The following is a 23913-nucleotide window of genomic DNA, read 5'->3' as shown; positions in this document are numbered from 1 at the left end:
GTAGTTTATATGAGAAGACAATTTAATATCGTCGATTACCTAGATGTTTGTTATACATCAATTAAAGATAAAAATAAAATACTGAAGAAAATCAGATATTATTCTTTACTACGCTTTAGTATTAGAATTTTCGCAAATGTCTTTGTGCCAATTTACTTTTTACTTACAAAAAACGAAAAGAGACACTGTCTCACTCAAACCAACAAAACTCAGGGACGTATAATTGTTTCGCTAACTTCATTTCCTGTTAGAATTAATAAGTTATGGATTGTTATTGAAAGTTTGTTGAGACAACAAAAGAAGCCAGATATGATCATTTTATGGCTATCCATTGATCAATTTCCTACTCTTCTTACTGTCCCTAAGAATTTGATAAGATACCAAAATAGAGGCCTAACTATTAAATTATGTAAATCCGATTTGCGATCACATAAAAAGTATTATTTCGCTATGAAAAAATTTCCGAGGGATTATATAATTACCGTCGATGATGACGTTATTTACAATTCTAGATTGTTGGAATATTTAATAGATCTTAGTAATAAATACCCAGAAGCTATTTGCTGTAATCATGCTTCAAATATAGTTATGAAAGATAACAAAATTGAGCCTTATGCAAAATGGAAAAATATACTTTTGGAACAATCTCCTAATATGGGAATAATGCCAATAGGGGTTGGAGGAGTTTTATACCCACCTAACGCCTTAAAATCTGATGTTTTTAACATAGAATTATTTAAAAAACATTGTTTTTTAGCGGATGATATTTGGCTTAATACAATGGCAAGATTAAATGGAACTAAAATAGCTAAGACAAATTATTTTTCAAGTTATTTGCCTATAGTTTATTTTAATAATATAACGTTAAGTTCTAAAAATAATGGTGAAGGGCTTAATGATAAGCAGTTAAATGCTATACGGGAACATTATATCAATACCATTGGAATAGATCCTTTTTTTTTAATCTAGAAAAATGATAATATTTAACATAGGGTGGTTTTTATAGCGTTATGATCATCATTTCTATTAAAGTAAAGTAATTAAAATTATTATATGAAAGCAGTTTTTATGGGTTTAGGCTATATTGGTTTACCAACTGCAGCTGTCGCTGCAAGTAAAGGTATTCAAGTTATAGGAGTTGATGTGAACCCAGACGTAGTGAATACAATCAACAAGGGCGAAATTCATATTATTGAGCCTGATTTGGATAAATTAGTGAAAGAAGTTGTAGAAAAAGGGAAGTTAAAAGCAACTTTAAAACCTGAAGAAGCTGATGCTTTTTTCATTGTTGTTCCTACACCATTTAAACAAAACAGAAGAGCAGATATTTCTTATGTAGAATCTGCAACTAGAATGGTAATACCGTATTTAAAGGAGGGAGATTTATTTGTTATTGAATCAACATCTCCAGTGATGACAACTGAAAAAATGGCTGAAATTATCTTTATGGAACGCCCAGAACTTAAAGATAAGATACATATAGCTTATTGTCCAGAACGTGTATTACCTGGAAATGTTCTTTATGAACTGGAAAATAATGATCGGGTAATAGGAGGTATTAATGAAGAATCATCAATTAAAGCAGCCGAGTTTTATAACTATTTTGTTAAAGGAGAATTACATAAAACAAATGCTCGCACAGCCGAAATGTGTAAACTAACAGAAAATTCTTCACGAGATACTCAAATAGCATTTGCAAATGAGCTTTCAATGATTTGTGATAAAGCAGATATTAATGTTTGGGACCTTATTAGTTTAGCTAATAAACATCCCAGGGTTAATATCTTACAACCTGGATGTGGAGTTGGAGGGCATTGTATAGCGGTAGACCCATGGTTTATTGTGTCAGAATTCCCAGAACAAGCTCAGATTATTAAAAGAGTTAGGGAAACAAATGACTATAAATCGGATTGGTGTGCAAATAAAGTTATTGAGTCTTGCAAAGATTTTACAGTTAAAAATTCTAGAGAACCTATTGTAGCTTGTATGGGTTTGGCTTTTAAGCCTAATATTGACGATTTGAGAGAGTCTCCAGCAAAATATATTACTTCTAGAATTATTTCAGAAGCAAGAGCAGATATTTTAATTGTAGAACCAAATATACCTAATCATAAAAGTTTTAATTTGGTAAATTTTAAAGAAGCCTATGATAAAGCAGATATTATCGTTTGGTTAGTGTGCCATAAAGAGTTTTTAACAATACCAATAGATCAAGATAAAGTAGAACTAGATTTTTGCGGAGTAAGAAAATAGATGATGAAAAAAATAATGCTAGTTTTTGGAACAAGGCCCGAAGCCATAAAAATGGCACCTTTGGTCAAAGAATTTAATAATTTTCCAAATAATTTTCAGACGATTGTTTGTGTGACTGGTCAGCATAGAGAAATGTTAGATCAAGTTTTAGATTTATATGATATTAAGCCTGATTATGATTTAAATATCATGAAACCAGGTCAAGATTTGTATGATGTTTCCTCTCGAGTTCTTTTTGGAATGAGAGAGGTTTTAACCAAGGTTAAACCTGATTTTGTTTTAGTGCATGGAGACACCACTACTTCTACATTTTCTGCGTTAGCTGCTTTTTATCAACAAATAGTAGTAGGGCATGTAGAAGCAGGTTTAAGAACAAACAATATATACAGTCCTTGGCCTGAGGAAATGAATCGTTTATTAACTGGACGTATAGCGACATATCATTTTTCCCCTACGTCAGTAAGTAAACAAAATTTAATAAGAGAAGGAGTTCTTGATAAGAAAATTCTTGTAACTGGTAATACAGTTATAGATTCACTATATTGGGTTCTTAATAAGATAAAAAAATATGAAAAATTAAATAATAAAATTGAGGGTTCAATATTAAAATCGGGGTATAATGTTAATGCATTAAAAAATAATAGAAGATTGATATTAATTACAGGACACCGCAGAGAAAATTTTGGAGAAGGATTTGTTAATATTTGTTTAGCAATTAAGGCGTTGGCAAATAAATATCCAAAAGTAGATTTTGTGTATCCAATGCATCTTAATCCCAACGTGAGAGAGCCGATTAATAAAGTTTTTGGTGAAAAGAAAATACCAAATATGATTTTTATAGAGCCATTGGAATATTTATCTTTTGTTTATTTATTAGAGAAGAGCACTTTAGTCTTAACAGATAGTGGAGGTATTCAAGAAGAAGCTCCTGGTTTAGGAAAACCAGTACTAGTTATGAGAAACACAACAGAACGCCCTGAGGCTTTAAAGGCAGGAACTGTTAATTTAGTAGGAACAGATTCAGATAAAATAATCTCGGAAGTGTCAAAACTTTTAGAAGATTCAATGTATTATAACAAAATGAGCAAAGCTACAAACCCATATGGAGACGGCTTAGCTTGTAAAAAGATAGTAGATTTTTTTATAAACAAATAAAATATTCGAGGTGTATCAAGAAAAAAAAAAACTTTTAATACTAACAAATTGTATTTTAGAATATAGGCTACCTGTTTATAATTTACTTGCAGAACAATTTCAAGTTACTGTAGCTCACTATGGTAAAATTGTAAATGAAGAAAAAACAAAATTTAAAGAAGTAATATTAACTCCAAAAACAAGAGGGCCTTTTATTTTTTTTAAAGAAAATATAAAAAAACTGGCAATTCAATATGATGCTGTTATTGCATTGGGTGATTTACATATTTGGCCATTTTGGAGTTTAGGATTTATAAGAAATAGAAGTTTTTCCCTTACGTTTTGGTCGATAGGAGTTTCGGCATCCTATAGTAAAAGATTTGATTCAGATAAAAAATGGGATTTCTTTAGATTTAAATTAATGAACAAAGCTGATTCTATAGTTTTTTATACAGATTATCCAATTCGTAGATATGTTGAAGATGGAGCTATAAATAGGACAAAACTTTTTGTTGCTCATAATACAGTACAGGTAGACCATAAAATTGATCTGTTAGATGTAAAAAAGCATTTTCTTTTTGTTGGTACCCTATATAAGGCAAAAAAGATTTTAGATTTACTTGATGCATATTTACTTGCATATAAGCAGAACCCTTCAATAGAACCTCTTGTTGTGATAGGGGATGGAGAAGAGAAAGACAATATTAAAAGTTGGGTAAAAAAACACCAATTAACAGAAAAAATAATATTAAAAGGAGCAATCTTTAATCAAGATGTTTTAATGGAATATTATAGACGAGCAATAGCTCTTATTTCTCCTGGTCAAGCAGGTTTAACAGTACTCAATGCTTTTGCTTACGGAGTTCCTTTTGTTACAACAGAAAATGCAATAACAGGAGGTGAAATTTTTAATATAATTAATAATATAAATGGGATTATTTATAAAGAGGATGTAAAAAAACTATCAGAAATTATACTAGACTTATCTAGTAATCCCAAAAAGGCGTTATTATTAAGCAAAAATGCTCAGGAATACTATTTTAGTAAAAGAACAATGTCTATTATGGTTGACGGATTAAAAAAGGCTGTTGATTATGCTCAAATAGAGATAAATAAAAACAGAGTTGGTGGAGAGTAATAAAAGTTTAGTTTTATTTTTTGTTTTGTTCAGCCTAATTTTTATGAATGCTTTTCATTCTGTTTATTGGGCTGTAAATATATCATTTATTGGGTTGTTATTTGTTTTTGTTCTTATTTTAATTTATCATTTAATAATTGAGAAAATATATTCACCGTTTGTAACAGTGTATTTTGTTTTTAATTTCTTGTTTTTTTATATAGCCCCTTTAGTTCAATTAGACGGGTTAGAAGCTTTAAGTTTATTTCCTAACACCTATCCTTTTAAACCTAAAGAAGTAATTGTTCTTAACACATATATAAGCGTTTTCAATTTAGTTTTTTTATTAACTTATATAGTATTAAAAAAGAAATACTTCGAGCCTAAAACAATAGAATACAAGAACTTGACATTTAATAAGTTTGTACCTCTTCTAATTTTTTTGATTTTAATCATTTCTGGGTTTTTATTATTATTTTATAGAAATCTAATAAGTGAATTGATTTTATTTCATGGTAAAGCAAATACCGGGCTTACTATGATACAGAATTTGATTGTTAGAAAAATCTTTTTTTCCATCCCTTCAGGAGCTTTATTTTTAGGTATTTTATACATAAAGAATAAAAGAGAAAACTTATCGAGAAACATGTTATATATTTTTGTTTTTACACTTATTTTATTATTGTTTTTTGTAATAGTAAAAAACCCATTTATTGAGAAGCGAAATGCTTTAGGTCCATTATATATAACACTTCTGTTTTGTGCTTTTCCAAAATTATTGAATACTAATAGGAAAATGATGATTTTTTTCTTCTTGGTTATGATTTTTATATTTCCTATAATGTCTATTTTTACCCATTCTCAGCAAGGAATTATGGGCATTAAGGAAAACCCAACAGAGATTTTTGAACGAGTAAGTAAGGAAAGTATTCAAAAGGAATTTAAATCACTACACTACGATGCCTATTCTAATACGTTGTCCACTATAGATAATGTATCAAAAAATGGAATTACTTATGGACATCAATTACTAGGAAGTATATTTTTTTTCATTCCAAGATCAATTTGGGTTAGTAAGCCTATAGGTTCAGGCAAGTTAGGAGGGCGTTATTTAATGAAAAATTATTCTATGTGGTTTGATAATTTATCAAACCCATTTATTTCAGAAGGTATCCTTAATTTTGGAATCTTAGGTGTTATTCTATTTCCTATTATTTTAGTATTTTTTATAGTTAAAGTGTTTTTGAATTGGTTGTATTCTTCAGATCCTCTTAAGTGTATAGTGTCTTTTTATTTTGCGGTTCACTTATTATTTTTGCTAAGAGGAGATTTAACAAATGGTATTTCTTATTATATAGGACCTTTAATAGGGATGTTGTTTGTTCCAAAAGTATTATTGATTATTATTAAAAATATTTTAAAAAAGTAAACTTTAAATGAGAATATTGCTAATAGGCCCTTTTTCATTACCTATTACTGGTAATACAGTTGTTAATGATAGTATTTTGGAACATCTTCCCTTGAAATATGATAATATTAAAATTTCTTATATAAACACATCAAATCCAGATTTCGAAGAGAGTTTAGGGAAGTTTACATTAAAAAAAATATTGTTTTATTTTAAAACTAATTTTTATCTTAAAAAAGTATTGAAGGTTGATAAAGTATATATATCAATTGGTCAAACGTTTTTGGGAGTTATAAAATATAGTTTGTATTTAGTATTATCCAAAATATTGAAAAAAGAGATAATCATTCATGTTCATGGAAATGAATTATATAATACTTATAAATCTCTTAAAGGGTTTAAAAAAAAGGTTTTTACAAAGCTTTTGAACATGGCAGATAAAGGTATAGTATTATCAATTAATTTGAAGTATAATCTTATTCCTTTTTTAAAAAATGAAAATGTTTTTGTGGTGCCAAATTTTGTGGAAGAACATGTTATCAGTACTTTAGGAGAGATTGAGAAGAAGGATTTCAGTAAATTAAGATTATTATACCTTAGTAATTTAATGACTGAAAAAGGTCTTTTTGATTTTTTTGAAGCTCTTCTGTTATTAAAAAAAGGAGAGGTCGATTTTTCAGTTGAATTTGCTGGAAATATTGATCCCTCTATCAAATTAAAAGTTGATAAGTATTTTTCATTATTAGGTAATAATTGTAAATATTTAGGCATTCTTACTGGTGAAGAAAAGAGAAACGCATATTTAAGAAACACCATTTTTATTTTACCTTCTTATAATGAAGGGGTTCCTTTGACTATTTTAGAAGCAATGGCAAACGGAAATATCATCGTAACGACCAAACTTCCAGGAATACTTGATATTATAGATGAATATAAAAATGGTTTTTATATCGAAAAGAGAAGGCCTGATTTATTAGCAAAGAAATTAGTATTAATTCATAAGAAGTTAGATGAATATAAAATAATAGGATTTAATAACTATAAAAAAGCAACTTCTTTTTATAAGCTAGATACTTTTTTGGAAAGATTAGAAAAAGTACTAAGCAGTGATTAAATATTATAGAGAATAAATAAAAGAAATTTGTGAATAATATATTTAAATATATAATCTTATTATTTTGTGTTTTTCCATTGTTACCTAATAATATTAAAGGGCTACCTGTTGTATTGTTGCTGATATTCTCAATTTTTTGTTTAATAAAAAATAAGAAGGTTGATTGGTATAGGTTCATTATTTATTCTTCATTGTACCTAATATACCTATTTAGCTTATTATATACGATAAATATATATTATGGGGTAAAGGTTTTAGAAACTAGATTATCCCTTTTAATTATTCCACTGGCATTTAGCTTTCTTAATATAAGTATCGAAAAAAGAGAAAGAGAATCATTATTAAAAAATGCAACGTCAGTATTTTATGTGTCTACTATATTATACTGTTTTTTTATAATTATTTTTTTATGGTTAGAAGGTGCTTTTAATGCTGAAAATCCTTTAATGGATTTCAGGTACCATATTCAACATAATATTCCATTTATAGGTCAACACCCTATTTATGCTTCAATTTTCATAAGTCTTGCTTTAATCGTGTCTGTTAATTTATTAAAGGACTATAAGTATTCGATAAAGAGTTGGCTAATAGTTTTAGGAAACATTTTTCTTTTAGGTATATTATTAATTTTAGCTCAGAAAGGATCAGTTATCGGTTTGCTTATCTGTTTGATTTATTATTGGATATATTCTTTAAAGAAAAACAAAAAGTCGATTCTTTTGATAATATTTACAGTTGGTTTAGTTCTTGTTTTTATTCCAACTATAACTAAAAGGTTTACAGAATTATTTTCTGTAAGTTCGTACAAGGTTTTAAATGTTGACAACTCTTCTAGCCTTAGATATACCATATATAAAAATGCAACAAATAAAATTTTAGAAAAACCAATTTTTGGTTATGGAGTAGGAGACGCAAAAGATGTCTTAGTATCTACTTATAATAATCATGAGATGATTGAAGAAAAATATAACTCGCATAATCAATATTTAAGTATATGGATGTCTACAGGTGCTGTTGGGTTGATTATATTTCTCTTTTTTTTGTATTATAATTTTAAAATAGCAAGAAAAGAAAAGAGTTCTTTGTTTTTCTTAATATTGTTATATTATTCAGTTATTTTATTAACGGAGAATATTTTGGAAAGGCAATCAGGAGTTATTCTATTTGCTTTTTTAATTACCTTTCTAGGCTATATAAATATGAAAAAGATTAATGAGTAAAAGTGTATTAATTATTGGTATTAATTACCACCCAGAAGATAGTGCTATTGGCTTATACACAACTCAAAAAGCGGAGTATCTAGTCTCCAAAGGGTTTGATGTTACTGTAATCACAGGATTTCCTTACTATCCGCAGTGGGAAATAAGACAAGATTATAAAACCAAAAAATACTTAATTAAAGAAAATATAAATGGAGTTAAGGTTTATAGAAGTAAACAATATGTTCCTAAAGATCCAACTTTTATAAAACGAATAATTCATTTAATAAGTTTTACTTTCGGAAACTTTATAAATCTGTTTAAAGTAAATAGGCCAGATATCATTATTTCAATTATTCCATTTACAACGTCAGCATTATTAGGTTGGCTTTTAAAAATAAGATATAGATCTAAGTTTTGGATACATATCCAAGATTTTGAGTTTGATGCAGCTATTGATTCAGGGTTACTTAAAGGCAAAAAAGAAGTTATTATAAAACTCTTGCAACAAATTGAAAAATATGTTTTTAAAAAAGCAGATGTAATTTCTACTATAAGTCATGGTATGATTAATAAGTTAAAGGGAAAGACCAAAACCAAAACTTATTATTTAACTAATTGGATAGATGTAGAAAAGTTTACTGATATAAAAATAGAGAAGCATAGATACTTAAAATCAGAAACATTTAAAATCTTATATTCGGGAAACATAGGAGCAAAACAAGACTGGAATTTCTTTTTGAAGGTTTTAAAAGGCTTGGAAAAATTGACTAATGTAGAAGTTATTGTGGTTGGAGAGGGGGCTGAAAAGGAGTTTCTATTGCGAGAATTAAAGTGTTTTAATTTTGTAAAACACTTTAATTTAGTTGCATATAATGAGTTGCCATCATTGCTTTCAAGTGCAGATTTACATATTTTATTTCAAAAAAATGATGTGATAGATACTGTCATGCCATCAAAAATATTGGGAATGATGGCAAGTGCAAAACCTTCTATCGTTACTGGAAACCAAATGAGCGAAGTTGCTAAGATTTTTGATGACTCTAATGGAGGCTTTTATTTTGATGGCAAATCTATAAATCCGATTATAAAACAAATTGAGATTTTAAAAGAGGATAAGACGTTATGTTCAAAGTTAGGATTAAATGCTAAAACATATATTGAAGAAAATTTTTCTAAAGATAAAATATTAAATGAATTCGTTAATGAACTTTAAAAACTATTTATGCTTTGAGCAATATAAATTATATAAATTTGTAGTTTAAAGAAATGCCCAAATGAAAATAACAAATATATGCTGTATAGGGGCAGGTTATGTAGGAGGTCCAACTATGGCTGTCATAGCTAAACAATGCCCAGATATAAAAATTACCATTGTAGATATTAATGAAGCTAGAATTGCCGCATGGAACTCAAATAACTTTAATGAACTTCCTGTATTTGAACCGGGTTTAGCTGATATTATTAAAGAAACCAGAGAGAGAAACCTTTATTTTTCTACAGATATTGATAAAGCAATAGATAATGCAGACATGATTTTTATATCGGTAAATACTCCTACCAAAACCTACGGAAAAGGGAAAGGAATGGCAGCCGATTTAAAATATATAGAGATTTGTGCGAGACAAATAGCTAAAGTTGCCAAACAAAATAAAATAGTTGTTGAAAAATCTACACTTCCAGTCAGAACAGCTTCAGCTATAAAAAGTATATTAGATAATACAGGTAATGGTGTTCAATTTCAAATTTTATCGAACCCAGAATTTCTAGCTGAAGGAACTGCTGTACAAGATTTATTAAATCCAGATCGTGTTTTAATTGGAGGGGATGCTTCGGTTAAGGAAGGAATGGTTGCTATTCAAGCTTTAGTAGATATATATTCAAATTGGGTTCCCAAAGAAAAAATATTAACCACTAACGTTTGGTCTTCAGAGCTTTCTAAACTTACAGCAAATGCCTTTTTAGCTCAACGTGTATCATCTATTAATGCTATGTCTGAAATATGTGAGAAAACAGGAGCAGATATTAATGAAGTTTCTAAAGCTATTGGAATGGATTCCAGAATAGGCTCTAAGTTTTTAAATGCATCTGTTGGTTTTGGAGGCTCTTGCTTTCAGAAAGATATTTTAAATTTAGTATATATAGCCAAAAGTTATGATTTAAACGAAGTGGCAAACTATTGGGAGCAAGTAATCTTGATGAATGAGCATCAAAAGAATCGCTTTTCAGATAATATAGTTAATACTTTATATAATACTGTTTCAGGTAAAAAGATAACTTTTTTAGGGTGGGCATTTAAAAAAGACACCAATGATACTCGTGAATCTGCTGCTATTAAGGTTGCGGATAATTTATTAAATGAACAAGCCAAAATTGCGGTTTATGATCCTAAAGTTTCAGAAAAAAGGATATATGCCGATTTAGATGACTTAAGCACACGCTCATCAGACGAAAACAAAAATTTGTTAACCATAAATAAAGATCCTTATAAAGCTTGTGAGAATTCTCATGCTATAGCTATTTTAACTGAATGGGATGCGTTTAAAAATTATGATTGGAAACGTATTTATAAAAACATGCAAAAGCCTGCTTTTGTTTTTGACGGCAGAGGTATTTTGGACAAAAAAGAATTAGAGGAAATAGGTTTTACTTTTTATAAAATAGGTAGCGGTAAGTAATACTATTACCGACGTAAAATTATTCAAATAAAATTCAACCATAACTACAGCTATGCTTGAGTTTTCTTTTTGGCCTAGCTCAAAAACATTCTATTTTCTTATGTGTAATTTTTATCAGAACTGGTATAAAGTTTAAGAAAGCATGATTCCAAGAGAAGCACAGAAGGAACTTTTAAATTTATCTAAGCAATATAAGGCAATAGCTGTTATTGGCTCACGACAGTCAGGGAAAACAACACTGGTAAAATTAGTCTTTCCAGATAAACCTTACGTAAATTTAGAAAACCTGGACATAAGAAATTTTGCTTTAGAAGATCCAAAAGCATTTTTGGAACAATATTCAGATGGTGCAATACTAGATGAGGTTCAACGCACGCCAAAGTTATTTTCATATTTACAGCAAATTTTAGACGAGAGCAATGAAACGGCACAGTTTATATTAACAGGCTCTAACAATTTTTTATTACAGCAGAACATTACACAAAGCCTTGTAGGTAGAGTGGGTTATTTAAACTTATTACCTTTTTCTTTATCTGAAATAAAAAACATAGTACCTAGAACTATTCATGAAAAGATTTTTAAAGGGTTTTACCCACCATTGTATGATAAACGTTTTGAAACTCAAAAATGGTTTCTTAATTACATTAAAACATATATAGAAAGAGATGTAAGGGAATTGAAGGGGATTGAAAATTTAGTGGTGTTTGAAAGGTTTGTAAAACTATGTGCAGGGAGAATAGGCCAGCTTTTAAATAAAAATGCCTAAGCTCTATTTTTACGATGTAGGGTTAGCAAGTGCCTTATTGGGAGTTCAGGATGCCAATCAATTAAATTTACATCCATTTAAGGGAAATTTGTTTGAGAATATGGTTATCGTTGAACTTTTAAAACAACGATTAAATAAAGGAAAAGTAAATAACTTATATTTTTGGAGGAACAGCAAGGGAAATGAAATTAATACCCGTTGAAATAAAATCAGGAAAAACCGTTACAAGTGATTATTTTAAAGGATTAAAGTACTGGAATCATTTAACAGGATATGAAGGAGGGAAAATTATTTATGGAGGTGAAGATTATCAAAAAAGAAGCCATAATTTTGAAGTAATTCCGTTAGATTTGATAAATGAAAAGATTAAGGGTAAAATATAAGCGTTGAAAAAAGTTTTAATTACAGGAGTAGCAGGTTTTTTAGGATCACATTTATGCGATCGTTTTATCAACGAAGGGTATTATGTCATTGGAATGGACAACTTCATTACTGGCGATAAAAAAAACCTTTCTCATTTAGAAGGGAACCCGAATTTTGAGTTTATCGAGCATGATGTCACTAAATTCGTAAACATTGAAGGTGATTTAGATTATATTTTACACTTTGCCTCACCTGCAAGTCCTATAGATTATTTAAAAATACCTATACAAACTTTAAAAGTAGGTTCTCTGGGAACTCATAATTTGCTTGGGCTAGCAAAAGTTAAAAAGGCTAGAATACTTATTGCATCAACATCTGAAGTATATGGAGACCCTCTTGTGCACCCACAAACCGAAGATTATTATGGAAATGTGAACACTATTGGACCCCGAGGGGTTTATGATGAAGCCAAGCGGTTTCAGGAATCAATTACTATGGCGTATCATAGATTTCATGGTCTGGAAACGCGCATAGTTCGTATATTTAATACATATGGTCCGCGCATGAGGCTTAATGACGGGCGTGTAATTCCAGCATTTATGGGACAAGCTTTAAGAGGAGAAGATTTAACTATATTTGGTGATGGTTCTCAAACCCGATCATTTTGCTATGTAGATGATCAGGTGGAAGGTATTTATAGATTATTATTAAGTGATTACGCTTCTCCTGTTAATATTGGCAATCCACATGAAATAACGATTAAAGATTTTGCTGAAGAGATTATTAAGTTAACAGGTACAGGCCAAAAAATAATATATAAAGAATTACCACAAGACGACCCGCTTCAAAGGCAACCTGATATTAGCTTAGCTAAGAAAATATTAGATTGGGAACCAAAAATTGAGAGAAGCGAAGGGATGTTAAAAACATATAACTATTTTAAAAGCTTATCTGAAGAAGAACTCTATAAAAGAGATCATAAAGATTTTAAAGATCATATAAAGAGATAGTTTTGAGTTACAAAAAAGGAAGATATTCAGGGTTTTTAAAACCTATTTCATATTTAATCGATTTAGGGATTATTAATGGGTGTGTCTTTTTGTTTGAAATAAACCTGATGAATGTCTATATATTTAGTGCATATATATCATTAATGTGGATCATCATATCCTTTATTAATCATTTTTATGAAGTTCAGAGGCATACACGAATAGTTCAAATAATAACGCTTTTATTAAGGCAAATGGTGTTCTTTGTGATTATTATTTATGCCTTTATAGGATTTTTTAAACAGCCTAATGTTAGTAGGTTAGGTTTGGCAAACTATCTTATGCTAATTTTTTTATTAGTATCGATATTTAAAGTTCTAACGCTTATTCTACTTAAAAAATACAGATCTGTATTAAGTGGTAATATCAGAAATATTATCGTTATAGGTGAAAATGAAAAAACAAGACAATTAATAAAAACATTTAATAAGAGGCTTGACTTTGGGTATAAGTTTAAAGGTAATTTTAGTGTTAATGAGGGGGATTTTTCTTTAGAAAAATGTTTTAGGTATATCATAGATAATGATATTGATGAAATTTATTTTTCTGTATCGGCTTTGTCCAATAAACAGATCAATCAATTGATCGATTTTGCAGATAATAATCTAAGAGAGCTGAAATTTATTCCTGACAATAAAGACATTTTTTCTAAGAAACTTAAATATGAGTATTACGATTATATCCCCATTTTATCTATAAGAGAAATACCTTTACAAGAATCATTGAACAAGTTCCTAAAACGTTTATTCGATATTCTATTTTCTTCATTTATTATTGTATTTGTGTTGTCGTGGTTAACACCAATCTTGGCCATATTAATACGACTAGAATCTAAAGGCCCCATATTTTTTAAACAATCCAGAAATGGGTTTAATTATGAGGAATTTGATTGCTATAAGTTTCGATCTATGAGGCCAAATGAAAAGGCACATTTACATCAGGCAACAAAAGGGGATCAAAGAATAACCCAAATAGGTAAATTTATACGAAAAACCAGTATAGATGAGCTACCTCAATTTTTTAATGTGCTTTTTGGAAACATGTCTGTTGTTGGACCCAGACCACATATGGTAAGCCACACGAATATGTATGCACAACGAGTAGATAAATTTATGGTGCGTCATTTTGTAAAGCCTGGTATTACAGGATTAGCTCAAATAAGCGGATTTAGAGGAGAAATTGAAGAAGAAAAAGATATTATTAATCGGGTTAAATATGATATTTTTTATATTGAAAACTGGTCTTTGTTGTTAGATTTGAAAATCATGTTACAAACATTTTTAAATGCTTTAAAAGGAGAAGAAAAAGCCTATTAAATTTTTTCGCTTAAGAGATTTAATTGAGTGTTGAAATCAAAATTTTTAAAAGAAACTTCTTTTATAGTTTCTCGTCGTTCCATATGAATTTCTGATGGATTGATTTTAGAAATAACGGTATTCAAATCACTATAATTACCTGCTTTAGCGATCCAACCAAGATTATATTCATTAATTATTTGTTCTCCTTCACCTCCGCCAAAATAAATCATAGGCAGGCCTAATCTGGCATATTCAAATATTTTTGAAGGCACCGATCCATAAATCCTATTTAATAAAGGAATAATGGTTAAATCATACTCCATAAGAGCTGTATGTAATTTATCTCTTGATATTTCACCGTGATATATAATATTTAATTCTGGATTATTGGAAATGAGCGTTTGAATTTTATTCTGTTCTGCACCAGCACCATAAATATGGAGTTCAATACGAGTATAATCTAGTTCTTGACATAATTTGTAAATACCTTGTGCAATGCCCAATAAACCAGCGTACACTATTTTTAGTTTTCCTTTGGAAGTATTTTTTTTAGAAACTTTAGGTGTAACGAAATCAGGAAAGTTTCGATATAAAAAAGTGTTTTTTTTAGGAAATAAAGATCTTACATGGCTCAAAATTTCATTGCTTTGACCTAAAATTAAGTTGGCATGATTATAATTAAAACGTTCAATTTTTTCAAGCATTTTATAACTAAAATTCTTTTTAAAAGCGCCTAGTTCCAGTCCAGCAATAGGCCATAAATCACTTATATTTAAAATGAGTTTTCGTTTTTTGGAACGTAGAAAAAAGATTGAGGTAAAAGCAACCAGTAATGGAGGCGATTGTATAATAACTGTTTTAGGAATTTTATTCCATATAAAAAACCAAAATAAACTAAAGCTATAGGACAACATGGCTATTAAACGCAGTAGTTTGTTTTTAGAATTACTGGCGTAAATCCATAAACGATCGATAGTAATGTTGTTTTTCACGGAAGAGTGTCTAAATCTTCCTTTATAGGCTTCAAAAACTTTACCTGTTGGATAATTAGGTAAAGGGGTTAAGACAGAGACTTTAAAATGATGCTTTTGCAGACCTTCTGCTAAATGAAAAATACGATTTGACGCAGCTCCAGTTTCTGGAGGAAAATAATTGGTTATGATGAGGATATCCTTCATTAAAACTTATAAATATCTTGTAAGTGATTAACAATTCTTTTAGCCGCATGACCATCCCATAGTTCTGGAATACGGCCTTGTTTCCAAGATTGAGAAAGTAAAGTTTTAAAAGTATTTTCAATTTTTTCAGAATCATTTCCAACCAAAATATTGGTCCCCATATTACAAGTTTCTGGACGTTCAGTAGAATCTCTAAGAGTTATACAGGGCACATTCATAACAGTGGTTTCTTCTGTAATACCTCCAGAATCAGTTAATACGGCAAAAGCATGTTTGACGAGATAATTGAATTCTAAGTATCCTAACGGATTGACATAATGAAGATTTTTAAAGTTTAAATTTAAACCGCTTAAAAGCTTCTTAGTTCTTGGGTGCACTGGAAAAATTATAGGATAATCTTTGCTTAATGTTACAATTTGAGTGATTAGCTTTTTTAAAAGTGTTTCTTCATCAACGTTGCTGGGTCTGTGAAGGGTCATAACCAGATATTTTTTATCTGATAAATTCAAATCCTTCCATAGACTAGGTTTTTTTAACCGAGCTTCATTTTTTAGTAATGTATCAATCATAACATTACCAACAAAAAAGATATTCGATTTAGGAATGCCTAGTTTGATCAAATTTTCATTAGCATATTTTGAAGTTGTGAAGAAATAATCGGTTAAACTATCGGTTACAATTCGGTTAATTTCCTCAGGCATTTTCATATCACCAGAACGAATGCCAGCTTCAACATGAGCCACTTTTATATGCGCCTTTTTTGCTACAATAGTACAAGCCATAGTTGAGGTAACATCGCCAACAACCATCACTAAATCACAAGGGTTTTGTTCTAATTCTTTTTCAAAACCAATCATAATGGCTGCTGTTTGCTCAGCTTGTGTACCACTTTTTACATCGAGATTGGTGTCTGGATAAGGGATATTCAATTCTTCAAAAAAAGTATCACTTAAGTTTTTATCATAATGTTGTCCAGTATGGACAAGTCTGTAATTAATATGAATTCCTTCCTTTTTTTTATTCTGAATAGCTTCAATAATAGGAGCAATTTTCATGAAATTAGGCCGGGCACCAGCAACTATAGTGATATTCATTTATTTGAGTGTATTAATGATGAAAACTGTTTTAATTTGCCGCTTTTCGAGCGTTTTAATATTGTTTGTTTTTCAAATAGGACAGTAAGTCCCTTCTCAAGATAGCTTTCTATTTCGTTTTTTATAGTTTTTATCCTGAGTTGAGAAATTTCCTTACTACTAACATAGTGAATTTTAAAAGTATCTAACTTCAGTTGTTCAATAACAAACTCTTTAACGTTGCCATCATCTTCAATAATACTTTTTGTAATATAGTAAAATGTTAATCCAGCTGCTTTTTTACCACTAGGTAACATCACCATGTCGTTTGTCCTACCTGTTAATTTTTCTAAGATAGGTCTTTTTGGTGTGCTTTTTTTTGAAAGGATACCTATGTCTCCAATGTCGTATCTTATAAATGGCTGTGCTTTATTGTATAAGGAAGTGATTACTAAACGTCCTTGCTCCCCATAGGGTAAAACATTGTTGTTTTCATCTAAAACCTCTACAAACAGTGTTTCACTATTAACAACCCATTCTTTATCCTTGTTTTCAAAAGCAATTAAATCCAATTCGGAAGCTCCATATTCATTAATTACAGGTACGCCAAATTGTTTTTCCATGAGCTGTTTATCGTCTTCAAAAAGCATTTCAGAAGTTGCAACACAAGCTCTTAAAGTAGGGCAAACAGTTTTGAGTATAATATTTCTATGCTGAAGGTATTTTGCAAATTGAACCATAGGGCTGGTATAGCCATTCATATATACAAATGACTTCTTTTTGAAATCGGCTAACCAATTTTCAAGGGACTTATCACTTAGATCAAACACATTAAACCGATATCTGTTACTAATAAAATCTTTTAGTTTTTCGGTATAGTATCCTTTTTTATCCAATGGGATTCCATAAAACCGTGCTTGTTTGGTAGAGTGAAAATTCAGATCAAACCAGGAAAACCGATCCATGATAATACTCCATGTTAGAGCATGGGTGAATTTATCTTTAGAAAAAATAAACGGTTTTCCTGAAGCTCCTGATGTTTTGTCAATGTAAATATTTGTTTTAGAAAAACCGTTAGATAAAAGTGTTTCTAGGGGTTGCTGTAAATCTTTTTTCATCATAACAGGCGCAGTATTCCAATCTTGCGGATCAGCATTTTTAGCAAAGACCTTATAGAAAGTATTGTGCTTTAGATGATAGGTAATGATGTCTTGTTTTTTGGTTTCGATGTAGGAGCTGAATTCGGCATCGCTTTTCTTTTGAATTTCTTTCAAAGCCAGCTTAGCTTCTTGTATGGGAAACCCTTTAATTTTTAAAGAAAGATTGAATAGATTCAACAGAAAACACTATTTATTGATACTTGAAAAACAAAACTAAAGATAAATCCCGTTTTTTGTTATGATTATAAGAAAAAAACATAGATGAATTCATGGCTAAACCTAAAAAGCCATTATTTTTGCATTCGATTAAATTATTTTAAATGCTTGACATTTAAAAACAAATACATGATCATTCTCATTTTAGTGGGGATTTAAAAAATAAAATAAAATGAATATTTTAATTCTTGGTTCTGGAGGGAGAGAGCATACATTTGCCTGGAAAATTGCTCAAAGCGCAAAATGTAAACAACTATTTGTTGCTCCAGGAAATTCTGGAACGGCTCAGGTTGCTACTAACGTAAATATTGGGGTAAATGATTTTGATGCTATTAAGGAACTCGTTTTAAAAGAAGGTATCGATCTGGTTGTTGTTGGCCCTGAAGACCCGTTGGTTAATGGTATTCACGATTACTTTTTAAACGATGCTGCCATTAAGCATGTATCTGTTATTGGACCTCAAAAAGTAGCAGCAGAATTAGAAGGTAGTAAAGAGTTTGCTAAAGAGTTTTTATATCGACATAACATTCCAACAGCAGCCTACGAGAGCTTTACTAAAGAAACGGTAGAAAAGGGCTATGCATTTTTAGAAACGTTAAATGCACCTTATGTTCTAAAAGCAGATGGATTGGCTGCAGGTAAGGGTGTTGTTATTTTGAATGATTTAGAGGAAGCTAAAGCTGAATTAAAAAGCATGCTGCTTGATGCTAAATTTGGTGAAGCAAGTACTAAAGTAGTTATTGAAGAGTTTTTAGATGGCATAGAATTAAGTTGCTTTGTATTAACTGATGGTACAAATTATAAAATTTTACCAACAGCAAAGGATTATAAGCGAATAGGTGAAGGCGATACAGGATTAAATACAGGAGGCATGGGAGCTATTTCACCTGTACCTTTTGCAACAGATGAATTCCTTAATAAAATTGAAGAGCGTATTGTAAAACCTACTATAGAAGGGTTAAAAAAAGATAATTTACCCTATATAGGATTTGTATTTATTGGGCTTATAAAAGTTGGAGACGACCCAAAGGTGATAGAATATAATGTACGTATGGGGGATCCAGAAACTGAAGTCGTATTTCCTAGATTAAAAAATGACCTTGTAGATATACTTGAAGCCATGTCTCAGGGGACATTGGACAAAATTGATATTGAAATTGATGAGCGAGCAGCGACCACTATCATGTTAGTATCTGGAGGATACCCCGAAGCTTATGAAAAAGGAAAAGAAATTACAGGGATAGAAAACATTAAAGAGTCTATTCCTTTTCATGCGGGTGCAACATTAAGCGAAGGTAAGGTAATTACTTCTGGAGGGCGTGTTATGGCTATTACATCATACGGTGATACATACCAAGAAGCCATAAAAAAATCTTATCAAAATATAGAAAAGCTACATTTTGATAAGATGAATTATCGTAAAGATATAGGGTTCGATTTATAAGAATGAATGAGAAGAAACACTTTTGTCTTCTTCGTTGTTATCATTAAATATTTTAAGTTGCTTCATCCAATAAGCCGTAGCAACAAAACCTATAGCAAGGAAAATCCATGAAACTGTATTTGCTGCAAACCAATTTTCTAGCTCAAGAGCCCTTAAAGCATCGTACGGTGCAAAAAGAACATCAACAAATAAATCCTGTATAGCGTAAAAGAAATCTTTCATGTGTTTTTATTATTGTTTTCTAACCATTTATAGTTAGTATATTTACGGAACAAAAATACAAAAAGAGTTAATGATAACAAGCATTTTTAGTAAATCTAAATCAATAAATTTCATCATTGTTTTTTTTATTACGCTTTTAGCTTTCGTAATAGCTAGAATTAGGTTAGTAAACGAACCAATAACTTTGATATTTATATTAAAACAATTGGCACAACTTTTTATTTGCTATATATCTGTTTTACTTTTAAATTTTATTGCCAACAAGAACAATCTTGCAGTAAAAAACAACTATGAGATTTTATTGTTTAGCCTGTTTTTATTATTAATTGTTCATACGACCAGTAATACAGGAATCATTTTATCAAATTTTTTTATTTTATTGGGATTAAGGCGTATAATGAGCTTATGGTCTCAAAAAGATGTAAAACAGAAATTGTTCGATGCTGCATTTTGGATAGCTATTGCGTCCTTATTTTATTTTTGGGCTATTCTATTTTTCGCTTTAATAATGATTTCACTGATTTTGTATCCAGATAACAAATTAAGGCATTGGATCATTCCCTTTATGGGAGTTGCTAGCGTTTATGTGATTTCTGTAAGTGCCTCAGTGATTATATATAATAATTTTTTCGAAATATTTGATATTACACCTGGGGTCAGTTATGATTTTATTAATTATAATTCTGCAAAATATTTGGTTGCCATAACCTTACTGATATCTTTTGGAATTTGGTCGTCTATATTTTATTCGCAGAACATCAAAAAGAAGAAAAAAGCGTTTAGAGCTTCTTTTAAAATTATCATTTTTGCAGTGGTAATTGCTTTTTTAATAGTGCTCCATGCCCCTAAAAAGGATGGGAGTGAATTTTTATTTATGTTTGCCCCTCTAGCTGTTATCGTATCAAATTATATTGAGATTATTCAAGATAAATGGTTTAAAGAAGTGTTTCTTTCTTTACTTATTATCATCCCATTTATAACCTTATTGTTGTAGCTTTTTACCAAAAGCCAAATCGCCAGCATCTCCTAGTCCTGGAATAATATAACCTTTATCGTTTAATTTATCGTCAATAGCTGCAATCCATAAATGTGTTTTGTTATCAAAATGACTTTTAACAAAATCGATACCTTCTTGAGCTCCAATAACACTAATTAAATGTACTTCTTTAGGCGTTCCAAATGGTTTTAAAGCTTCAAAAGTTGCCACCATAGATTGCCCCGTTGCTAACATAGGATCTGCAAGAATAAGTGTTTTGTTTTCTAGATTCGGGCATGCTAGATATTCTACAATAATTTCAAAACTTTCGGGGTCGTGTTTGTGATGCCTATAAGCTGAAATGAAGGCGTTTTCAGCAGTATCAAAATAGTTAAGTAATCCATTATGTAGTGGGACACCAGCTCTTAAAATAGAGCATAATACAATATCATTATTGGATAAACTAATATCACATTTTCCTAAAGGCGTTTTAATAGTCGAAGAAGTATAATTTAAAGATTTACTCATTTCGTAACCTAATATTTCGCCTATGCGCTCAATATTTCTTCGGAAACGCATACTGTCATTTTGAATATTAACATTTCTAATTTCTGAAATAAAAGTGTTTAATATAGAGTTTTCTTTAGAGATATTATGAATAGTCATAGAATTTCATGTCTTTTTACAAATAGTAAAGTTAGTTAAATATAGAGTATATTTACAGTTATCATACTTATTTTAGTTAAATGAGAACTACTAATCGGCATGAATATAAAGAGGTGCTAATTATGTAGAATTTTCGTAGGTTTGCACTTTAAAAACAAAGACAATATGTTTACAGAAAAAGCTAATAAAATATTTCAAGAGGTTATTGAAAAATATCATATAATCAACACAGTAGATCAGCCATTTGAAAATGCGTACGATAAGAGTAACTTATTAGAGCATTTATTATACAGGAAATGCTGGATTGACACGGTGCAGTGGCATTATGAAGATATTATTAGAGACCCTCAAATAGACCCTGTTGCTGCTTTAACATTGAAACGTCAAATTGATGCTTCAAATCAGGACAGAACGGATATGGTTGAATATATTGACAGCTATTTTCTTGAAAAATATAAAGATGTTGAAGCTAAAGTAGATGCGACTATTAATACAGAAAGTCCAGCTTGGGGAGTTGATAGATTATCTATTTTAGCACTGAAAATTTATCATATGAATGAAGAAGCTACAAGAACGGATGCTTCTGATGCTCATAGAAATGCCTGTCAGAAAAAACTAGATATTTTATTGGAACAGCGTGTAGACTTATCTACAGCAATTGACACTCTTCTTAGTGATATTGAAAATGGCGATAAGTATATGAAAGTTTATAAGCAAATGAAAATGTACAATGATGATGAGCTGAACCCTGTATTGAGGGGACAAAAATAAAAAGAATGAAAATTATTGTCTATGATTACTATTGAAGAGTTAAAAAATCTTAAAGAGTCAGAAGACAAGATTGAATTTAAAAAAGGAGAAAGAGGTAATATATCGTACGATGGTGGTAGTAAAACGAAACCTTCCGATAGAAGACGATGTATTCTTGGTTATGTGACTGCTCTTTGTAATGAAAAAGGGGGGTATATGGTTATCGGAATGTCAGATAATTACCCGCACCAAGTTGTAGGCACAAATCAAAATCTTGGCTCTATAGGTGATTTAGAGGCTAATATTTATAGAGATACAGGAATTAGGCCTAAAGTCTATGAGTTATTTGAAAAATCAAAGAGGGTTTTGGTTATTGAAGTCCCTTCTCGTCCAGTTGGTAAAGTTTTTAAATTTGAGGATGTCTCATTAATGAGAGTGGGAGAAGAATTAAAAGCAATGTCTGATGAAGTTTATTTAAAAATTTTAAATGAACAGGATTCGGATTTTTCAAAAGAAATATGTAGAAGATTAAGTATTTCAGATTTAGATTTGAAAGCAATAGAAATCTTAAAAGAAAAATATTCAATAAAGCAAAATAATCCACAATTTAGAACTTTATCTAATGAACAAATATTGTCAGATTTAGAATTATTAGTTAATGGAAAATTGACAAATGCTGCTTTAATTCTTTTAGGAAAGGATGAGATTATAAAAAAATTACTTCCACAGGCTTCTATAATCTTAGAATATAGGAGTCTAGAAAATCAGATACCTTTTGAGAATAGATTAGTATATATTCAGCCTTTTTTCAAATTGATAGATACCTTATGGAATACAATTAATTTAAGAAATGGGAGTTTTCCAATTCAAGATGGGGCGTATATTTTTAATATTCCTTATTTTAATGAAGAAGTGATTAGGGAGTCTTTAAATAATGCAATTACTCATAGAGATTATAGAAGAACATCGGAGATTGTAATAAAACAATTTCCGCAAAGACTGGATATTATTAATGCTGGAGGTTTTCCTATTGGAGTTACCTTAGACAATTTACTAATTACGCCAAGCACACCAAGAAATAGATTATTAGCTGATGTTTTGCAGAAAACAGGAATTGTTGAACGTTCGGGTCAAGGTGTCGATAAAATTTTTTATAACATGCTTTCAGAAGGCAAATCTGAACCAGATTATTCAAAATCTGATTTTTTTCATGTCACATTAAAGTTGTCCGCGGTAATAAAGGACAGAGCGTTTGCTTTATTTATTGATTCTATTCAAAAAGAACTTCCAAAGCATAAAAAATTGTCGGTTTTAGAAATTATAACGTTAAATAAAATAAAGGAAAGATTGCCAAAGAAGAATCTTGATTTAGAACAAGTAAATAAACTTCTTGACAAAAAACTTATAGAAAGGAGGGGTAAAACGAATGCAATATTTTATATACTTTCAAAAGATTATTATGAGTTTACTGATGAAAAAACGAAGTATTATAATTTACTTGAGCCTGATGATAATGAGGTTTTAGCTAAGATTATTCAGTTTTTAGATAAAGAAGATTTTGCTAAAATGGGAGATTTTGCTAATTTATTTGAAGGGAAATTGTCTAGAAGACAAGTTAGAGCGCGCGTGGATAAATTTGTAAATGATAAAATGATTGAGCAAGTAGGAAGTGGCAAAAGTACTAAGTATATATTAGGAGAAAACTATATTAAGGAAATGGAGGTTATATATAAAGCCATTGATATAGTTAGAAAAACTAACAACAAAGAGAAGTAAATGTCCATAAAATGTCCATAAAAATGTTAATAAAGGCACTTTTTTGTTAATAAATCTCTTTAGATGCTTGTTT

23 protein-coding genes are annotated in these 23913 nt (G+C 29.9%); 18 read left to right on the top strand and 5 right to left on the bottom strand.

What is annotated here, in order from left to right; translation table 11 throughout:
* Positions 1-9: 9 nt before the first annotated feature.
* From HHX25_RS17610 to HHX25_RS17555, 14 genes are all read left to right on the top strand, one after another.
* Complete coding sequence (locus HHX25_RS17610; RefSeq protein WP_169676208.1) at positions 10-969, top strand: hypothetical protein; 960 nt, start codon at positions 10-12, stop codon at positions 967-969.
* Between the two features lie 84 nt (positions 970-1053).
* Positions 1054-2253, top strand: coding sequence for a UDP-N-acetyl-D-mannosamine dehydrogenase (wecC, locus tag HHX25_RS17605; RefSeq protein ID WP_169676206.1), 1200 nt, complete (start codon positions 1054-1056; stop codon positions 2251-2253).
* Positions 2254-2256: 3 nt separating this feature from the next.
* On the top strand, positions 2257-3408 hold the full coding sequence (wecB, locus tag HHX25_RS17600) for a non-hydrolyzing UDP-N-acetylglucosamine 2-epimerase (protein ID WP_169676301.1): 1152 nt from the start codon (positions 2257-2259) through the stop codon (positions 3406-3408).
* A 10-nt stretch (positions 3409-3418) separates the two neighbouring features.
* The gene (locus HHX25_RS21475) at positions 3419-4525 is read left to right on the top strand and encodes a glycosyltransferase (RefSeq protein WP_169676204.1); all 1107 of its coding nucleotides are present in this window, start codon (positions 3419-3421) and stop codon (positions 4523-4525) included.
* Between the two features lie 517 nt (positions 4526-5042).
* On the top strand, positions 5043-5933 hold the full coding sequence (locus tag HHX25_RS21555) for a hypothetical protein (RefSeq protein WP_394352864.1): 891 nt from the start codon (positions 5043-5045) through the stop codon (positions 5931-5933).
* A gap of 7 nt (positions 5934-5940) precedes the next feature.
* Positions 5941-7026, top strand: a complete 1086-nt coding sequence (locus tag HHX25_RS17585) for a glycosyltransferase family 4 protein (RefSeq protein ID WP_169676200.1) — start codon at positions 5941-5943, stop codon at positions 7024-7026.
* A 29-nt stretch (positions 7027-7055) separates the two neighbouring features.
* On the top strand, positions 7056-8246 hold the full coding sequence (locus HHX25_RS21470) for an O-antigen ligase family protein (protein WP_169676198.1): 1191 nt from the start codon (positions 7056-7058) through the stop codon (positions 8244-8246).
* A complete protein-coding gene (locus HHX25_RS17575) occupies positions 8239-9441 on the top strand; it encodes a WcaI family glycosyltransferase (RefSeq protein WP_169676196.1) in 1203 nt (400 codons plus the stop codon). Before HHX25_RS21470 ends, HHX25_RS17575 begins: the two co-directional genes overlap by 8 nt.
* A gap of 61 nt (positions 9442-9502) precedes the next feature.
* Positions 9503-10903 carry a nucleotide sugar dehydrogenase gene (locus tag HHX25_RS17570; protein ID WP_169676193.1) on the top strand — a complete coding sequence of 467 codons (1401 nt, stop codon included), beginning with the start codon at positions 9503-9505 and terminating at the stop codon, positions 10901-10903.
* Positions 10904-11045: 142 nt separating this feature from the next.
* A complete protein-coding gene (locus HHX25_RS21275) occupies positions 11046-11669 on the top strand; it encodes an ATP-binding protein (protein ID WP_240964566.1) in 624 nt (207 codons plus the stop codon).
* Positions 11662-11871 (top strand): DUF4143 domain-containing protein, encoded by a 210-nt coding sequence (locus HHX25_RS21270; RefSeq protein WP_240964565.1) that lies wholly within the window; start codon positions 11662-11664, stop codon positions 11869-11871. Before HHX25_RS21275 ends, HHX25_RS21270 begins: the two co-directional genes overlap by 8 nt.
* On the top strand, positions 11852-12052 hold the full coding sequence (locus HHX25_RS21265) for a hypothetical protein (RefSeq protein ID WP_240964564.1): 201 nt from the start codon (positions 11852-11854) through the stop codon (positions 12050-12052). Before HHX25_RS21270 ends, HHX25_RS21265 begins: the two co-directional genes overlap by 20 nt.
* A gap of 3 nt (positions 12053-12055) precedes the next feature.
* On the top strand, positions 12056-13042 hold the full coding sequence (locus HHX25_RS17560) for a UDP-glucuronic acid decarboxylase family protein (RefSeq protein ID WP_169676185.1): 987 nt from the start codon (positions 12056-12058) through the stop codon (positions 13040-13042).
* 2 nt (positions 13043-13044) lie between these two features.
* The gene (locus HHX25_RS17555; RefSeq protein ID WP_169676182.1) at positions 13045-14397 is read left to right on the top strand and encodes an undecaprenyl-phosphate glucose phosphotransferase; all 1353 of its coding nucleotides are present in this window, start codon (positions 13045-13047) and stop codon (positions 14395-14397) included.
* Here the strand turns inward: HHX25_RS17555 and HHX25_RS17550 are convergent.
* From HHX25_RS17550 to HHX25_RS17540, 3 genes are read right to left on the bottom strand one after another with little or no spacing between them, the layout of a single operon-like run.
* Positions 14394-15557, bottom strand: coding sequence for a glycosyltransferase family 4 protein (locus HHX25_RS17550; protein ID WP_169676180.1), 1164 nt, complete (start codon positions 15555-15557; stop codon positions 14394-14396). The two genes, HHX25_RS17555 and HHX25_RS17550, sit on opposite strands and share 4 nt — an antisense overlap.
* Positions 15557-16651: a non-hydrolyzing UDP-N-acetylglucosamine 2-epimerase gene (gene wecB / locus HHX25_RS17545; RefSeq protein WP_169676178.1), complete on the bottom strand. Its 1095-nt coding sequence runs from the start codon at positions 16649-16651 to the stop codon at positions 15557-15559. The genes HHX25_RS17550 and wecB (HHX25_RS17545) overlap by 1 nt, the downstream gene beginning before the upstream one ends.
* Positions 16648-17967 carry a phenylacetate--CoA ligase family protein gene (locus HHX25_RS17540; protein WP_169676176.1) on the bottom strand — a complete coding sequence of 440 codons (1320 nt, stop codon included), beginning with the start codon at positions 17965-17967 and terminating at the stop codon, positions 16648-16650. Before HHX25_RS17540 ends, wecB (HHX25_RS17545) begins: the two co-directional genes overlap by 4 nt.
* Before the next feature lie 211 nt (positions 17968-18178).
* Here HHX25_RS17540 and purD point away from each other — a divergent pair, with 211 nt between their 5' ends.
* Positions 18179-19450, top strand: coding sequence for a phosphoribosylamine--glycine ligase (gene purD, locus HHX25_RS17535; protein ID WP_169676174.1), 1272 nt, complete (start codon positions 18179-18181; stop codon positions 19448-19450).
* Here purD and HHX25_RS17530 read toward each other — a convergent pair.
* Complete coding sequence (locus HHX25_RS17530) at positions 19445-19672, bottom strand: DUF6341 family protein (RefSeq protein WP_169676172.1); 228 nt, start codon at positions 19670-19672, stop codon at positions 19445-19447. The two genes, purD and HHX25_RS17530, sit on opposite strands and share 6 nt — an antisense overlap.
* Positions 19673-19742: 70 nt before the next feature.
* Here HHX25_RS17530 and HHX25_RS17525 point away from each other — a divergent pair, with 70 nt between their 5' ends.
* The gene (locus HHX25_RS17525; protein WP_169676170.1) at positions 19743-20666 is read left to right on the top strand and encodes a DUF6427 family protein; all 924 of its coding nucleotides are present in this window, start codon (positions 19743-19745) and stop codon (positions 20664-20666) included.
* Here HHX25_RS17525 and upp read toward each other — a convergent pair.
* Positions 20655-21314, bottom strand: a complete 660-nt coding sequence (gene upp / locus HHX25_RS17520; protein WP_169676168.1) for a uracil phosphoribosyltransferase — start codon at positions 21312-21314, stop codon at positions 20655-20657. The genes HHX25_RS17525 and upp overlap by 12 nt on opposite strands.
* Positions 21315-21479: 165 nt before the next feature.
* On the opposite strand from upp, the gene HHX25_RS17515 reads away from it, so the two are divergent.
* Complete coding sequence (locus HHX25_RS17515) at positions 21480-22085, top strand: DUF4254 domain-containing protein (RefSeq protein WP_169676166.1); 606 nt, start codon at positions 21480-21482, stop codon at positions 22083-22085.
* A 21-nt stretch (positions 22086-22106) separates the two neighbouring features.
* On the top strand, positions 22107-23840 hold the full coding sequence (locus HHX25_RS17510) for an ATP-binding protein (protein WP_205958065.1): 1734 nt from the start codon (positions 22107-22109) through the stop codon (positions 23838-23840).
* Positions 23841-23913: the final 73 nt, after the last annotated feature.

The sequence above is a fragment of the Flavivirga algicola genome (assembly GCF_012910715.1).
Taxonomy (GTDB): domain Bacteria; phylum Bacteroidota; class Bacteroidia; order Flavobacteriales; family Flavobacteriaceae; genus Flavivirga; species Flavivirga algicola.
Note: the sequence above shows the minus strand (reverse complement) of the source record. Positions and strands in the feature narration are given on the sequence as shown.

Bases quoted from the DNA above. Each gene is read 5' to 3' on its own strand.
- HHX25_RS17610 (WP_169676208.1), top strand. From the start codon at position 10: ATGAGAAGACAATTTAATATCGTCGATTACCTAGATGTTTGTTATACA.
- HHX25_RS17525 (WP_169676170.1), top strand. From the start codon at position 19,743: ATGATAACAAGCATTTTTAGTAAATCTAAATCAATAAATTTCATCATT.
- HHX25_RS21265 (WP_240964564.1), top strand. From the start codon at position 11,852: ATGAAATTAATACCCGTTGAAATAAAATCAGGAAAAACCGTTACAAGT.
- wecC (WP_169676206.1), top strand. From the start codon at position 1,054: ATGAAAGCAGTTTTTATGGGTTTAGGCTATATTGGTTTACCAACTGCA.
- HHX25_RS17570 (WP_169676193.1), top strand. From the start codon at position 9,503: ATGAAAATAACAAATATATGCTGTATAGGGGCAGGTTATGTAGGAGGT.
- HHX25_RS17515 (WP_169676166.1), top strand. From the start codon at position 21,480: ATGTTTACAGAAAAAGCTAATAAAATATTTCAAGAGGTTATTGAAAAA.
- HHX25_RS21270 (WP_240964565.1), top strand. From the start codon at position 11,662: ATGCCTAAGCTCTATTTTTACGATGTAGGGTTAGCAAGTGCCTTATTG.
- HHX25_RS17550 (WP_169676180.1), bottom strand. From the start codon at position 15,557: ATGAAGGATATCCTCATCATAACCAATTATTTTCCTCCAGAAACTGGA.
- HHX25_RS21275 (WP_240964566.1), top strand. From the start codon at position 11,046: ATGATTCCAAGAGAAGCACAGAAGGAACTTTTAAATTTATCTAAGCAA.
- HHX25_RS17575 (WP_169676196.1), top strand. From the start codon at position 8,239: ATGAGTAAAAGTGTATTAATTATTGGTATTAATTACCACCCAGAAGAT.
- wecB (WP_169676301.1), top strand. From the start codon at position 2,257: ATGAAAAAAATAATGCTAGTTTTTGGAACAAGGCCCGAAGCCATAAAA.
- HHX25_RS17510 (WP_205958065.1), top strand. From the start codon at position 22,107: ATGATTACTATTGAAGAGTTAAAAAATCTTAAAGAGTCAGAAGACAAG.
- HHX25_RS21555 (WP_394352864.1), top strand. From the start codon at position 5,043: ATGATACAGAATTTGATTGTTAGAAAAATCTTTTTTTCCATCCCTTCA.
- HHX25_RS17530 (WP_169676172.1), bottom strand. From the start codon at position 19,672: ATGAAAGATTTCTTTTACGCTATACAGGATTTATTTGTTGATGTTCTT.
- purD (WP_169676174.1), top strand. From the start codon at position 18,179: ATGAATATTTTAATTCTTGGTTCTGGAGGGAGAGAGCATACATTTGCC.
- upp (WP_169676168.1), bottom strand. From the start codon at position 21,314: ATGACTATTCATAATATCTCTAAAGAAAACTCTATATTAAACACTTTT.
- HHX25_RS17585 (WP_169676200.1), top strand. From the start codon at position 5,941: ATGAGAATATTGCTAATAGGCCCTTTTTCATTACCTATTACTGGTAAT.
- wecB (WP_169676178.1), bottom strand. From the start codon at position 16,651: ATGAATATCACTATAGTTGCTGGTGCCCGGCCTAATTTCATGAAAATT.